At 52.9% G+C, this 14,526-nt stretch carries 13 protein-coding genes; 3 read left to right on the top strand and 10 right to left on the bottom strand.

What is annotated here, in order from left to right; all coding sequences use genetic code 11:
• The first annotated feature begins 799 nt into the window (after nt 1-799).
• A complete protein-coding gene (locus ACR0CG_RS21410) occupies nt 800-1,948 on the top strand; it encodes a hypothetical protein (protein ID WP_480527403.1) in 1,149 nt (382 codons plus the stop codon).
• Between the two features lie 514 nt (nt 1,949-2,462).
• On the opposite strand, the gene ACR0CG_RS21405 is transcribed toward ACR0CG_RS21410, so the two are convergent.
• The 4 genes from ACR0CG_RS21405 to ACR0CG_RS21390 form a co-directional block, all read right to left on the bottom strand.
• A complete protein-coding gene (locus ACR0CG_RS21405; RefSeq protein ID WP_480527402.1) occupies nt 2,463-3,131 on the bottom strand; it encodes a hypothetical protein in 669 nt (222 codons plus the stop codon).
• 354 nt (nt 3,132-3,485) lie between these two features.
• On the bottom strand, nt 3,486-4,466 hold the full coding sequence (locus ACR0CG_RS21400; protein WP_480527401.1) for a CobW family GTP-binding protein: 981 nt from the start codon (nt 4,464-4,466) through the stop codon (nt 3,486-3,488).
• A 4-nt stretch (nt 4,467-4,470) separates the two neighbouring features.
• Complete coding sequence (gene gntH, locus ACR0CG_RS21395; protein ID WP_480527399.1) at nt 4,471-5,943, bottom strand: guanitoxin biosynthesis MBL fold metallo-hydrolase GntH; 1,473 nt, start codon at nt 5,941-5,943, stop codon at nt 4,471-4,473.
• 10 nt (nt 5,944-5,953) lie between these two features.
• Nucleotides 5,954-6,187, bottom strand: a complete 234-nt coding sequence (locus tag ACR0CG_RS21390; RefSeq protein ID WP_170678873.1) for a hypothetical protein — start codon at nt 6,185-6,187, stop codon at nt 5,954-5,956.
• Nucleotides 6,188-6,254: 67 nt separating this feature from the next.
• On the opposite strand from ACR0CG_RS21390, the gene ACR0CG_RS21385 reads away from it, so the two are divergent.
• Nucleotides 6,255-7,622 carry a hypothetical protein gene (locus tag ACR0CG_RS21385; RefSeq protein WP_480527397.1) on the top strand — a complete coding sequence of 456 codons (1,368 nt, stop codon included), beginning with the start codon at nt 6,255-6,257 and terminating at the stop codon, nt 7,620-7,622.
• 450 nt (nt 7,623-8,072) lie between these two features.
• Here ACR0CG_RS21385 and ACR0CG_RS21380 read toward each other — a convergent pair whose 3' ends face one another.
• Genes ACR0CG_RS21380 through ACR0CG_RS21355 form a run of 6 tightly spaced genes read right to left on the bottom strand, consistent with a single transcriptional unit; the run spans nt 8,073 to nt 13,239 of the window.
• On the bottom strand, nt 8,073-9,005 hold the full coding sequence (locus tag ACR0CG_RS21380; protein ID WP_480527395.1) for an ROK family protein: 933 nt from the start codon (nt 9,003-9,005) through the stop codon (nt 8,073-8,075).
• Nucleotides 9,002-9,679 carry an N-acetylmannosamine-6-phosphate 2-epimerase gene (locus tag ACR0CG_RS21375; protein WP_480527394.1) on the bottom strand — a complete coding sequence of 226 codons (678 nt, stop codon included), beginning with the start codon at nt 9,677-9,679 and terminating at the stop codon, nt 9,002-9,004. The genes ACR0CG_RS21380 and ACR0CG_RS21375 overlap by 4 nt, the downstream gene beginning before the upstream one ends.
• 4 nt (nt 9,680-9,683) lie before the next feature.
• On the bottom strand, nt 9,684-10,958 hold the full coding sequence (locus tag ACR0CG_RS21370; RefSeq protein ID WP_480527392.1) for a TRAP transporter large permease: 1,275 nt from the start codon (nt 10,956-10,958) through the stop codon (nt 9,684-9,686).
• Nucleotides 10,958-11,431 (bottom strand): TRAP transporter small permease, encoded by a 474-nt coding sequence (locus tag ACR0CG_RS21365; protein WP_480527391.1) that lies wholly within the window; start codon nt 11,429-11,431, stop codon nt 10,958-10,960. Before ACR0CG_RS21365 ends, ACR0CG_RS21370 begins: the two co-directional genes overlap by 1 nt.
• A 55-nt stretch (nt 11,432-11,486) precedes the next feature.
• Nucleotides 11,487-12,449 carry a sialic acid TRAP transporter substrate-binding protein SiaP gene (locus ACR0CG_RS21360; protein ID WP_480527389.1) on the bottom strand — a complete coding sequence of 321 codons (963 nt, stop codon included), beginning with the start codon at nt 12,447-12,449 and terminating at the stop codon, nt 11,487-11,489.
• A gap of 31 nt (nt 12,450-12,480) precedes the next feature.
• A complete protein-coding gene (locus ACR0CG_RS21355; protein ID WP_480527387.1) occupies nt 12,481-13,239 on the bottom strand; it encodes an FCD domain-containing protein in 759 nt (252 codons plus the stop codon).
• A gap of 200 nt (nt 13,240-13,439) precedes the next feature.
• On the opposite strand from ACR0CG_RS21355, the gene ACR0CG_RS21350 reads away from it, so the two are divergent.
• Nucleotides 13,440-14,333: a dihydrodipicolinate synthase family protein gene (locus tag ACR0CG_RS21350; protein WP_480527385.1), complete on the top strand. Its 894-nt coding sequence runs from the start codon at nt 13,440-13,442 to the stop codon at nt 14,331-14,333.
• Nucleotides 14,334-14,526: the final 193 nt, after the last annotated feature.

Raw genomic sequence — 14,526 nt, 5'->3', positions numbered from 1 at the left:
AAACCGCGCAGACAGGCCGGACACATGACTGCTTCTGACAAATGCGCAAATCAGATCAAAAATGTCTTGCTAGGAAGGAGCCATCCACACATGCCATTCGCTGCACCTACGTCCAATGTCTCACATGCGGACGAAGCTGCCGTTTGCTGCAGCGCAGAGCTCCGGAATCAATTGAAGGATTGCTAAGCAGGCGGAGCTGACGAACAGAGTTATCTTTCGCTGTCGGACCTAAAAGCGCGGGCCCTCATCGCCCATCTCAGGGCAAAAGCCTTCTTCCACTACAGGATCGATACATAGCTTGCGGCGGACGCTCTATTTAGAAAAAAGGCCAAAAGAAGAAAATACAGCAATACGGGAAAAGCAATCATAGCCTTCCTTATCGAAGATTTTAGGGCGCTATTTTTGTTTGGGCTAAAAGTTTCGACCTTGGTGTAACTTAAAGGTGGGAATAGATCCCTTTTGCTTTGCTTAATCATAGTCAACTCGTGAAAAACTGACTAATCTTTTTCAAACCCCACATTAACCGAAGATTAACGCTCAAATTATTTCAGTTTTGGCGTTTTTTTTGACCGCTTTTGGAGACAAAAGCTCCAAGCCAATTACTATTGTCAACAGTATTGATGCTTCCCCAGTGATTCTTTTGGGAGTAACGGCTAAGCTGTTAATGTTAAATTAAAAATATCCACTCCGAAATGTCGGATCGTTGCCACATTCTGGCCCCGTTTTGACAACACTTTTAAGTGTGGCATTTGCACGTCGCCGCTAATCTGTATTTCGCTACGTAAAAAGGATTTCTTACGTGTTGAACTTCCTTAAAGTGAGTGTCTCCGCACTCGTGCTGTCTGCATTTGTAGTCGCGCCAATCGTGACCGTTTTCGCCACCGATTACGCATATGCAAAAAATGGTAACGGAAAAGGTGGGGGCAACGGCGGCGGAAAAGGGGATAACGGAGGTGGCAACGGTGGCGGAAAGGGCGGCAACAGCGGTGAAAAAGGTGCCAAAAAGGGATGGGGTTCCGACAAAACGCTAAACGGGACAAGAACGAAGTCTGCCAGCAAAAGTCATAAATCAAAGAGCGGCAGTCGTTTGGGTCGGGCTGTGAAGGAAGACTTTCAGGCCTTGGGGCGTAACCTGAAGCAAAACGGTGTCAAAGGTCTTTTCAAAGGGAACAAGGCACGGACCACCACAACACGAACAAGTAAAGCGAGTGTCGCGCAATCCCCGAGACCACCAAGCAGAAAAGCAAAACTCCTTGATGATGGCACGCTTGCCCCGCGTAACCTCGGCAAACTGAATGGTGCCATTAACTCCAGTGTAAATGCAAAACTCGCGCATATCGCGAACGGACAGTATGCGAAAGGTACAGGGCCTGTGAGCCTGGCCGCTGGCCTCGCCGTAGCCGACGCAAATTTCAATCATGTCATGGGTGAAGATTACGACTTGAGCCCTGAAGAAGTGAAGGAAATTGCTGCGGCGTATGACTATTTGGACACGGCTCCGATGACGCTGGAGGAAGCTGAACAGGTTCTTGCCGATGAGGCGGCCACCCCCGGTACGATTGCGCCCGAAGACTTGGAAACCGCACAAGCGGTGAAAAATGCGCACGACGTAACAACAGATGAGGACGGAAATAAGATAGGGCAGCCGACCGACGATCAGTTGGCGGCTGCGGAGGCGGTGCATGACGCGGAAGCCAGCCTGTTGGGGCACTACAAAGGCGACTTTTCTGACGACACAATCATCGCGGAGGAACAGCAAGACCGCGTCCTTAGCGCCGTCCGCGCCTCCAATCCCGATGAAGAATCGGTAAAAGCCACGCTTGGCACTTCGGACGACGGAAGCCTTTATGCCGACGGCCAGGAGGACGATGATGTTGATGGAGAAGCGGAGGGAGCAGATCAAACCCCGGATGAAGAGCCGGAAGACGAATTTGCAAGCAACGGATAAATGTAATGTAAGAGGCCTCAGAGCGGGAATTTAGACGCCTTCTTTGATATTGCCAGCCTCCAGTTGGATTGAACCCGATTTATGCATTAGGTGCCACTATCGCTACTAAGTGGACAACCTAAAACACAACTTCCGCGAAACAACCATGTTCGCTTTGGGCTCTTCTTCGACATCTGAGCGGTTCGGTCAGATGTCAGCTAAGCCGCGTACAGAAGCCCTTCAAGACGACGGAACCGAGGTGCGGGGTCCGCTTCAGTGCCTTAACGACCGCTCCTGCCAGAAACGGCCGTTCGCTGCCACAGCTTCAAAGGTCTGGGATGCGGACTTTGCAGACATCCGCAGTACTGCTCCAAAAGGACCGCAGTCAGCCCAAAGCGGACCTTCAAAACCGAGTGTGCAATGTCCGAGAGGCGAACAAGTCCGTTCATTCGCATTTACCGCTGCAATACCCGCAACCGGCCCGGCCGGGCATTTTCGGCTAAAAGTCCATTCGAACAAACCTTAAAGCAGTTTGTTAATTGGGTTTTGTAACAAATACGCTGGTTTCTGGGTTCAGATCGTCGTTCGGATCCGTCAAAACGCCGGCTGGAAAGGAAACCGAGATAGGACGGTCCTTTGTGTCAAGGCAGAGCATGTGGTTATTGTCCCCGTCACCCAGATCGGCAAGCGCTGCGGGCGTAACCGTGCGTTGAAATCCATCTTCGGCCTCTACGATGATCCTGTACAGATCACGTTCCGCATCGCCAGGTTCCTTGCCGTTCGCCAGCGTAACGCCACCCGCCCAAGTTACCCGAATGGCCTGTACGATGTTGTCACTTGGACAAAGGCTTCCTCTGGTTCGGCGTGGTCCCAAGTTTCCGACCAAAGTCCAATCCTCAACAACCTCGGCCAAGATCAATGACGGCCCGTCTTCCAGCGGAGTCACGGCCACAGTGGCACCTCGAAAATCAAGCGTTCCATCGATGGAATGAATGTGTCCAATAACCTCGACTTCAACCGGTGGATCCTCTGAAGCGTTCCCAAAATCCCCGATCAGAAGCACAGTGCGCAATTCACCGGGATCGGTAGCAGGCAATACTGACGCGCAGTGCATTGTTCCGATCTGACCTGACTTTGTTACAACTCTGAAGTCACCTGCCTGCAAAGTTTCCAGATCTACCTCGGTTGAAAAGATGACGGGCATCCCGTCTTTGCCCCTGGAACTTCTGCAAATGAGATTTGCTACACGCGGCAACGCCTCGAGTCCGTGGAAAGCGGAAAGCAACTCGGCATCTTGTCCTCCAGCTGAACTCGGCAATCCGAGGTTTTGGGTTGTATCTTCAAGTTCTCGACTTGAAACGTCCTGCGCGCACAAAGCCGTCCCCGACAAAACAAACGCAGTGGCAGGTGCGAGCAATCTGATCGCTTGGCTCCATTTCCTAAGCTGCTTCAGCAATTAGGTTTCTCTCCATTTTTGGTCCGCGGTGTTGCGGGCTTTCGAGCTGTTACGTGTTGGAGTTTTATAAACACACGCAAACAAGTTTGGTCTAACTTGCTGCTATGCGGTCGCCAACAACGCATCGGAAAGCTCGTATTCCGAAAGGGCCCCTGGTGCACCTATTGCAACAAGCCTTGTTTCGGGTTTTCGTTGGCCCCAAGCGCCATCCCTTGCGATGTCCATACGCTTTCCGACTACCTGAACAAGAATGCGATGATCCGGATCCTCCTCGCTAAAAACAAAGCCCTTGAGGCGATAGACGTCGCCCGGAAGCTTGCGAATTGCACTCCGAAGAGAAGACAAGCTTATCGGGCGTTCAGCTTTCATCATTGTTGTTGAGAAGCTGTCCGAGTGATCAAAGTGGTGGCAACCACAATCCGGTCCATGTTCGTGATGATCGGGTATTTCTGTTTCGAGCTGTTCGGCGGCAAAGCGGCCAACAGAAAGAAGAATATCCAGTGGGACATCCGCGTTGACCGCTTCGACAAGACGATATCGACGGAAGCGAGACCCGAGCCAATCGTGCACCCTTTGAACAGCCGCCCTGTCGACGAGGTCGACCTTGTTCAAAATAACCATGTCCGAGAACGCGATTTGACGGAGCTTCAGTTCCATTTGTTCCGGCGCGGCAAATAACTGTTCTGCATCAACAAGACACATAAGACTGTCCAAGCGGATCATGTCCCGAAACTTCTGATCGGTGAATGTCATCGCAATTGATGACGGGTCCGACACTCCGCTTGCTTCAAGGACGATGTATTCCGGTTTCTCAGGCCGGGCGAGAACGGCCTCTACCGTTTCGATCAGGTCATCTCGGATCGAGCAGCAAACGCAGCCATTTGCCAAACTCATCACATCATCTTCGAGACCGACTACCAAGTCGGCGTCAACGTTTATTGATCCAAAGTCATTCACCAGAACCGCAACCCGCAACCCGTGATTGCCTGTCAGGATGCGGTTCAAAAGTGTTGTCTTACCGGCTCCGAGAAAGCCGGTAAGGATCGTTACGGGGATTGCGGACGACGACCCAAATTCGATCATGTCGTTACTCCGTCTTCTTCTTGCGGTTCGGGATCACGTCATCGACCTTGATTACGAAATCACTGGGCCACTCTGGATCGGGAGCCCGGAATACATCAGCTGGGTAGTATTCTTTAGGATCGATCTCCATGTCCCGGTACTTCTGGTCTTGCTGTTCAGCACGTGATGACCGCGGTGCTGGCGGCTTGATTTCATCCGGCAATGTGATCTTGCCTTCTGCTTCCATCTTGCCCAATTCGCGGAATGGCGCGACCGAACCAGATTTTCCGGGAAGTGTCGCCTTCCGATACCAGATTGCATCTTTGGTGACGTTGACGACGGCGACGTCCAAACCCCAAGCGAACAGCCCATCGTAGTGGGCACGGATTCCCGCCAGCATTTCGGCATCGATGTCCTCGTCTTGCGTATAGTGGGTTACCATTGCAAGCCGCGGGCGCGCCTCAGCCATCATCTTACCGACCGCATAGTGCGATGTATGGTGCGTATCGATTGTGTAGTTGAACAGCTCTTGCGGCAGACCGTATTTGTAGGTCATCAACTGACCGATATCCTGTCCGGACATTTCGGTCACAAACACATCGACGCCTTTTCCGTATTCAAGACTCAGTTCATCCGGGCGGCCGTCGCCGGTCCAAACAAAGCTCAGTCCGTTCCAATCCAGCCGATACCCGACTGCACCGTCTTTGGCGTGGCTACGAGGCCAGGACCGAACAGTCACACCATCTTCGTCATAGACGATGCCGCCTTCTTGACGGAAATCGAATTCGTTAACTTCGATCTCGTAGCCGTCCCCAATCGGGAACACATCGAAGGCCTCAAGATGCCATTTGAGCATCTGCTGCATGCCTTTCACCATTCCGGCTGTACCAAGCTCTGGTGTCCGACCAGAAGGGCCGTGAATGCGCAGCGGCGTGTATCCACCAGACCAAGCCCGGAACGGGTAGATGTAAGGGATGTCTGCATAGTGATCGACATGCAGGTGTGTGATGAAGATGTCGTTGATCAACTGCCCCGGAACCTGCATCCCGATAATGTTGCGGACGCAGCCCGAGCCGAAGTCGAAGAAGAACCTCTTTCCATTACCCAATTCTACCATGATGCAAGTCCCAGCCTGATCTTCGCGGGGCGGAAATGGCGTCGAACCACAGAACGATATCCGCATTTCGTCGGGCCCGAGGTCCTCGGAAAGCGGGAAATAGTTCGCATTCGAGCCCGTCATGTATTTGGTAGGACGGAAGTACTCCGGCAGAGTGATGCCCCCGGCAGGCCTGCCGCCGTACGGGTTCTTTAGGCTTTCGCCTAGTGGTCCATCACCGGGGTGCGCCTGTGCAGTTCCTGTACCGAAGCTAACGGCACCGGTTGCGACCGCACCTGCTGCCAGTCCCTGCATAACGTGTCGCCGGGAAGGGTTTTCGATTTCGTCAGATTTCTGGATCTGTTCGTTCTTAAGTTCTTTGCCGTTGTCTTCTTTTGTCATGGCTATGCCCTTAGTTGGAAATGCTACGAAGGTTGCGCTTCACCATCCGGCGAAGCTCGTTAACGAGTTCGGATCTGATGTGGGCCCATTCCGCGCGCTCTGAGGCTGTGATCGATGCGTCATCCAACAGCGCAGTAACTTTCTTTAGGTCTTCGATTGCCTCGCTGAGTAACGCATCCGTTTCGGTACGCCCTGAAAGCGCATCGGAAAGATCTGGAAGCTCATCACTCAGTTCCCAAGTCACTGGATAATCCCCGGTTCCCACTATCTATTCTCACATCAAGATGAGAGCGGTTGACGACATATGCCAAGTGAGTCACCGTGAGTTGGGGGGTGAGTTTGCTTTGAACCAAGCTAATGAATTGTCGATAGATCAAGATGTTGCACCGCCATCGCCGGAGCTTGTTCGACAGGCACTTCAGAGCGTTGTGTCCAGCGTCGCGTTCCAGGCTTCGCCTCGACTCCAACAATTTCTTACATACGTGGTCGAAGAAACTCTCGCGGGTCGCGGTACCCAGATCCGGGGTAAAGCAATCGCGGTCGAAGTCTACGGTCGGAGTATTGATGGCACTGGTGGTCGAAACCTTGTCCGCGTCGAAGCCAGGCGCCTGCGGCGACTGCTACATGAGTTTTATGAAGATCAATGGGACGGTGAGGGAGTTCGCATTTTTGTTGATTCCGGCGGATACAAACCACGGTTTTCGCAAGGCAGGACGACAGGAAGCGACAACTCAAATGCTCAGGATAGCGATCTGCTTGGCGGGAATCGACGTCTGGTGCAACTGCTGCCAATTGGGCTGGGTTGCCTAGTGTTGATCGCGGTGACAGGCTTGTGGTTCACTCGGGATAACAAGGCGGTTTTGCCCACAGCTCAATCCATCGAACAGGCTGAGCGAACTGCTCTTGGCGAGCAGTCTTTGACAAGGCTTCAGGCGGCTAATCTTGCGGATCAGGCCCGAGGCATGTTTTTTCCTGTTTTTGACGTCAAGCGCCAGCAAATAGCACTGGGAATTTTTCAGCATGCCGCGGAGCTCGACCCCGCACTCTCGGACGGTTATGCCGGATCGGCACAGGTCCTGGCGACTTTGGCCATGCTGTCCCCTGATAATGCACAAAGAGATGACCTCTTTAGCCAAGCTTCCGAGATGTCGGAAAGAGCGCTTGATCTATCTCCCACCGATGCATGGGCAAACGGCGCAAATGGTTGGGTGTTGGCCACCCAAAACAATCCAGTCGAGGCTATTAAATTCGCAAGACTGTCGGTCGAGCTTGCGCCGAATGATGGTCATATTCTGGATCTTGTCGGCATCACCGCCATCATGGCGGGCGCCCCAGAACTTGCGGCTGAGGTTAGCGATCCAGAAAGACTCAGGTCAGGATCGGGCCGCTTTGGCGCACGAAACATTTGGGGTGTATCGCAACTGATGCTCGGGAAATACGAAAAGGTAGTAGACGCCTTTAAAGGAGCGCCCGCAGCCGGTGCGCCTGTGAGTGCTCCTTCTCTCCTGTTCCAAGCCGTTGCGCAGGATCAGTTGGGACATACCGAAGAAGCTCAGCGACTTATTTCCGAAATGCGCAAAACGTGGCCGGAGTTTCCATCTGAGTTTCTCGCCGGCAGGATTTTCCAAAATGATGACGCAACGCGGCAAGTGATCCTGGATACTCTGATCAGATACTGATGAAACGTGTCGCATGTTTGTCGACGCAAAGTCTGCTTTCCGCGCATTGCTGTCATTGGGGCAACGCGCAGCACCGGCCAAAGTGGGCTCGGTACAGACGTTCGCCTGAGTATCGCGAGCGACCGCTATGCGGACGATGCGGACCTTTAAGTATCTGTCACAAATACGAGTTATCGGCCCTCAGCCGCCGTTCGCCCAAGCTTGCAATCGCTGCGCTGCTGCACGCCAATCCTGCCGTTCGCTGCAAAAACTCGGTACCATCTAACGTAAAGATTGGGATGCGGACAGAATTGCGGTTCACTTGAGTCACGAGTTAGGTTCCTAGGCAATGGCGCGAAGGTGCTCACCACCGAGACGGAAAGACAGCCTACCTGCAAATGGACGGTTGGCTTTGTCATTCTGCTCACCAGCCCGCAACTGGTCGATGTCCCCATGCAAGCCGACAAGCGCCTATTCCTTATGCCAACGCTGTATATGGCGGGAGTGGAATGATTGACCCGGATCTATCAACGTGCCCAACAGTGGACCATTCGGACCGAGCCGCGCTTTTACAATGGGTGCCTGGAACAATACTGGCTCTGCAGCCAGGTGAGATTGCACGCGTTCAAGGTAACCTGATGCAAGACCGACGCTCCCACCAAAAGCGATGCACTCCGGATCGAAAACCGCAACGAGATTGCCCACCAGTTCGGCGATTGCCTTCGCTGAGCGATCGACCAACACATTCGCCCATTCTTCACCAACAGCAGCGGAGCGGAAGACGCTCCTTGCGTCAATTTCGCCCATACCGAGGTCGGTTGCGGCCTGTGCTAAGGCGCGCCCTGAGGCAACGCTTTCGAATGTAGCAAATCGGCCGCAACCGCATGTTCGATCCGCCGTTCGCGATGTAGTGAATCCGAAATGACCTGCCAGGCCCTGTTTGCTTTCAAGTAGTGAACCGTTGGCAATGACGCCGCCACCGACACCAGTCGAGACCGTAAGATAAACAAAATTGTCGGTGCCTCGCCCTGCCCCCAGACAATGCTCAGCCAAGGTCGCCGAGGCTGCATCATTCATCAGATTGACGTTTCCGAAGCGAGCTCGCAGCTCGTCGCCAAGAGGGGAGTCACTGACGCCAGAAATTGTGCCGACATTTCCCGCGGTCCAGTCGCCTTTCTTTGAAACCATTCCTGTAACCGCAACACCTAGCTGTTCGGTTCCCGGTTTCCAGTCCAGTTTGGACAGCAGGTTTTCAATCACTTTGAGATGACTATTGAGCTCTAGAGATCCATCGGTCTCCTGCATAATGAAACCCGTTCGCCGACCATTTTGAAAACGTGCCGCCGCTGTCTTTGTTCCTCCGACGTCTACCGCACATCCGGATATTGCAGTACTTTCTATCAACCCGACCTGGCCTTCGTTCGATTCACGAACCTTTCCACTTGGTGCTCAAGCCGGGTCAAAGCTGTGCCGACTGTTACTGAGTCCGCGCCGCATTTGAACGCAAGTGTGACCTGCTCTGGAGTGCTTATTCGACCCTCTGCCATTGCGAACACACCCAAACCTGCGAACTGTTTGATAAGCTCAAAGTCCGGCAGTTCGGAATTAGATGCTGTTGCTTCCGTATAACCGGAAAGCGTCGTGCCAATGATCTTGGCGCCCTTGTCGATCGCAGTTTGGGCGTCTTCAAACGTCGAGCAGTCGGCCATCGCGATTTTTCCCGACTTGACGATCGCACCTAACACCTTGTCGCGATGATCTACGCGCGGCCGGTCCGTGGCGTCGTAGGCAATGATGTCTGCGCCGGCCTCGGCCAATTCATTCACTTGATCTATTCGTGGTGTAATCCGCACCGGTGAGTTTGGCAGATCCTCTTTGATGATACCTATGATTGGTATTGAGATCTTTGGTCTGGCGGCTCGGAGATTTTCAGTTCCCTCGATCCTCACGCCAAAAGCGCCGGCGTCTTGCGAAGCTTTCGCCATAGCTGCGACGATAAGGGGGGCATCCATCGCCCCCCCGTCGACAGGCTGGCACGAAACGACCAATCCGCCTCGGAGGCTTTCAAGTACGTTCATTTTTTCAATCCAAAAGGCTTGGCAGCCCAGTCGCCAGTATCGGGAAAGCGCAAACTAGAACAAGCACTATGATCGGCGGCAGCAACCATGGGACAATCGCGCGCGCTAGTCTTTGAAAAGGAATGTCGCCGACTTGTGCAACCACAAACAAAGCCATCCCCATAGGTGGTGTCAGAATCGATATCATGAGGTTTAGCACAACGATTATTCCGAAGTGGACCGGATCTATGCCGTATCCCAGTGCTATCGGAACAAGGATCGGAACAACAATCAACAAAATTACAAGCGACTCGATGAATGCGCCCAGAACAAAGATCATGATGTTGACGGCTATCAGGAAAGATACTGGGTCGTCGGCTATGGATAGAAACAATCGTGCTATCTGCTGAGGCGCCTGTTCCCGCGCGAGAACCCAGCCCAGCAACCCAACTCCAGCAATGATTGTGCCGATGGCCGCTGAAGTAACACAGGTTTCATAGATGGAGTCCCAGAGCCTACGCCAGGTCAATTCCCTATAGAACACCAAGTCGATTAGAATGGCGTACAGCACCGTGATGGCGGCTGCCTCGGTGGGTGAGAACCAGCCAGAGAAAATGCCGCCAACGATCACTGCAGGAGTCAGTAGAGCGGGCAGCGATTTGATAAATAGGCGGAATATCTCTGTAGGTTTCTGAAGTTTGTCCCGCGGATACTCGCGCTTTCTGGCAAACAGATAGACCATCACCATCAGGCTGATCGCGCAAAGAACACCTGGCACAATGCCACCCAAGAACAGCTTTCCAATGGAAGTGTTCGAGATCACGCCGTAGAGCACCATCGTGATCGACGGCGGCACCAGCGGCCCGATCATCGACGACGCGGCGGTGATTGAGCCAGCAAACTCATCGTCGTAACCAGCTTTTCGCATGGCCTCTATTTCCATTTTTCCAAGACCACCCGCATCGGCCATCGCCGAACCGGACATACCTGAAAAGAACAGAGACGCGAGAACGTTCACGTGACCGAGGCCACCTCGAATGTGCCCGACAAGTGCACGGGCGAAACCAAACAGGTGGTTTGTAATGCCAGCCGAGTTCAGAATTGCCGCGGCAAGAATGAATAACGGAACTGCCAGCATGGGAAAGCTATCCAGTCCGTCAACCATTCTACGCGTGGCGAAGGATAGGCCTAAGCCGGAATAGTAAAAGTACCCCATAGATACAAAAATCATCGACAAGCCGATCGGCACGTTAAGTAGGACTAGAAAAAGCCATCCAAAAACAACCGCCGCGAGAACCATTATCGCTCTCCCTCTGGCAAGGCATGGCCGCCGATCGTCAAAATCAGACGCTGAAGTACCCGGTATACCACGATGACCATGGCAACGAAACAGGATGCGTAAAGGACGCCGTCGGTGAAGACCAAAGTCACAGAAGCATTGTCCCAGGTGCGGAGAACCGTCCTCCAACCGATCCAAACGAGGTGACAGGCGATGCCTAGGTACAAGATGTCTGTGGCAATGCCGATAAAATGCTGCACGCGCGCGGGCATAAGCTCCACTACAAAGCCCATACGCAAGTGTGCCCGATCTCGTTCGACTGTCCCAATCCCAATAAGGGCCATCCAGACCCAGATCCACCGAGCAGCTTCTTCGGTCCAAACCGCGCCAGTTACAATTGTCGTACGTCCCAGAATTTGGTAAACGATCACGCCAAATAGGATGATGAATAGTATCGAGGAAATGGTGGCCTCAAACCCGTATTTTCTCTTCATCCCGTCCCTCTATTGCAAGGAATAAGGGGCGCCGAAAGCGCCCCGCCATGTGATGTCAGCCGTCACCGCGCACATTGGCTATGGCGCCTTCGCCAAATTCAGCTTCAAGTTCGTCCCAGTAAGGTTTCATCGCCTCACGGAACGGTCCGGTATCTGGACTTGTTATCGTCAAACCGCGCCCTTCAAACACCGAAATCAGATTTGCTTCGTCTTGGAAGGTCATGCCGTCAGAGACTTCGCCACCAGCGTTCACCGCGGCCTCGACCCAGGCTTTTTCCTGGTCACTAAGCGAATTCCAGGTGGACGTTCCAATCTGAATGGCTGCGGACGCTATGAAGTGGTTCGTTAGCGCAATGTGGCTTTGAACTTCGTAGAACTTCATAGCTTCGATCGTTGGCAGCGGGTTTTCTTCAGCGTCAACCTGATTAGTCTGCAATGCCAGATAGACTTCCTGGAAAGCAACCGGGGCGGGGGTGGCGCCTGTATTTTCTGCGTACGCAATCAGAAACGGAACACCTGGCGTCCGAAGGCGCAGCCCGGCCATATCTTCTAGAGAGTTAATAGCTCTGTTCGATGTGGTCTGCCTAGTGCCTTGATACCAAACGTCGACAAGGTGGACATTCTCTTCTTCCATTTTTGCATTCATCTCCTGACCCCAGGGGCCGGCAACAATGCGTTGAAGGTGCGCAAAGTCGTCAACGACATAAGGCGCACCAACAAGTGTAAGCTCGGGAATCAAATATGACATGTCGGGATAACCGGTCATGACCATGTCCAATTCTCCGGCCTGAACCTGCTCGACCATTGCCTTAAAATCTCCAAGCGAGGCGTTCGGGAAGATTTCTACAGTCATTTCTCCGCCTGACAGCGCTTCGAGTGTCTCTTTGAATTCGACAACACCCTGATAAAGATTAGACGTCTCGTTGTTTTGAAGCCCGAAAGTCAGGGCTCGCTCGGCAAGCACGGGTGACGCCAACGCGGCAATCGCTACCGTAGTAGTAAGAATCTTTTTGAGCACGTCATTTCCTCCTTGTGCTATCTGAGCGGCGCTAGCCGCTTTTCGGGCTTTTTTCTGGCGTCTCTTGCGATTGCGCCAGTAGAGAAGTTGGTGCGGCAAGCCTCGATCGGTACGATCGTGCCAAGTGCGCTTCGACAAGTTCGGATGCCAAACTTGCGTTCTTGTTGAGAATTGCGTCGTAAAGCTGGCGATGTTCCTCGTAGACAAGCTCGTCATTGCTCCGCTGGTCGTGGACGGCCGGACGAGTAGCCAAAAGTGAACTGACAAACATGTCGTGGAGTTTCAGGATGATCGGGTTTCCAATGACCGACACAATCGTCCGATGAAAAGCAATGTCGGTTTGCGGAAAGTCCACAGTTGCAATGGCTTTCATATTAGCCGCAAGCGCCGCCTGCATCTTTGCAAGCTGAATGTTGCTTGAGTTCTCGGCCGCCGCACGCGCAGCACCTGCTTCAATAAACTGCCTCATTTGTTCGAGGTGCGCCCCACTTTCTGCATCGCCAAGCACGTATCGAATGTGTTCGGCGGCAGATTGCAGCACTTGATCAAGCGAAGGCTTCGATGCCCGAGGTCTTTTTCCGCCGCCGAGCGCAGCGAACCCACGGAGCTGCATTAGGGAAAGCGCTTCGCGAACCGTTGGCCGGGAGGCTCCGAACTCTTCACAAAGCCTTCGCTCCGTGGGCAAGGCTCCGCCTTCAGGCAGCGCCCCTGAATTCACGCGTCCGATCAATTCGGATGCGATCCTCTCGGCTGCGCGGGTCTCTTCTCCCTGAGCTTGGCTATCTTGCATCTATGCCATCCTTTTTGGTGAGGTTATTTTGCATTTTAAGCTTACAAATATACCCCTCACCGGGCCAATAAATCTTATATTTCGATAATTTGGTATGCCAACTTGCCATTTGTGTCAAACAATACTTTACCAAACTACTCTTTTGGACTTACAATTGATGGATATTGTAAATTATCGAACTCTGGAAGGAATCCGAAGTGATGAAGCGACTGGCAGGCATGTACGCAGCACTTATTAGTGGGTTCGAGGCTGACGGATCTTTCAGCGCAATTCGGCAGCGCAACATTCTGGACTATGTGGGACAACAGGGGCTGACTGGCCTTTATATTGGAGGCAGCAGCGGCGAGTCGGCCCTAATGTCCACCGACGAATTGTCCGAACAGCAGCGCGTTGTTGCGGCGGCCCGACGGCCGCAATTCGGCAAAATCATCGCACATGTAGGAGTTCCGAGCACAAGAGACTCAGTGACACTCGCCAGACAGGCGGAAAAGCTTGGGTTTGACGCACTATCTGCACTGCCGCCTCATGCCTACCCATTCTCAGATGAAGAGATCTATGAGTACTACAGAGAATTGGCCTCTGTGACGTCGCTGCCCTTCATAGTCTACGAAATCCCACTAAGAACACACAGAGCAATTCCGCTCGAACTGATTATTCGCCTTGCCGATCTGCCAAACGTGACAGGCATTAAATTTACATCTAGTGATCTTTATAAGCTATCGACCATCCGGAAATCGCGCCCGGATCTGACATGTTTCTTTGGTTTTGACGAAATGTTCCTTGGCGCTGGCGCTCTTGGATGCGACGGCGGCATCGGCACTACGTATAACGCTCTTGGAAAACTATACGTGGCGCTTCGAACTTCGCTTGAAGCGCACAATCTTGAGGAAGCCAGAAGATTGCAGGCGATATCTCAAGATTATGTTGACATTCTAATGACCACCGGAGTGCTCCCAGGCGTAAAGGCCACCCTTGAGATTCTAGGACACGATGTCGGTCCGACGCGAAAACCGTTTTTCCTTAAAGAAGTGGCCGCAATCAACGAAATCAGGCGCTTTCTTGAAAGGTCAGATGTTTGCGAGTGGTTGCAGTAAGCAATCGCCAGCACTTTTTGGTGTCGCGAGCTAGATACTTCGGCTTGGGAAATCAGAGCTAACTGAACGCAAGTCGTCCAGTATTTCCACCTAACTTGAGGTGAAGTCGCCACTTCGCCGATGGCTCTTCGTCGTTGCAAAACTTGCCGACTCGCATGACGCCCGATAGGCGCGACGGCAACCGTGGGCCATT

The organism is Ruegeria sp. AB8, from assembly GCF_056542605.1.
The sequence above is the reverse complement of the archived record's forward strand: the minus strand, read 5'-3'. Positions and strand labels throughout refer to the sequence as shown.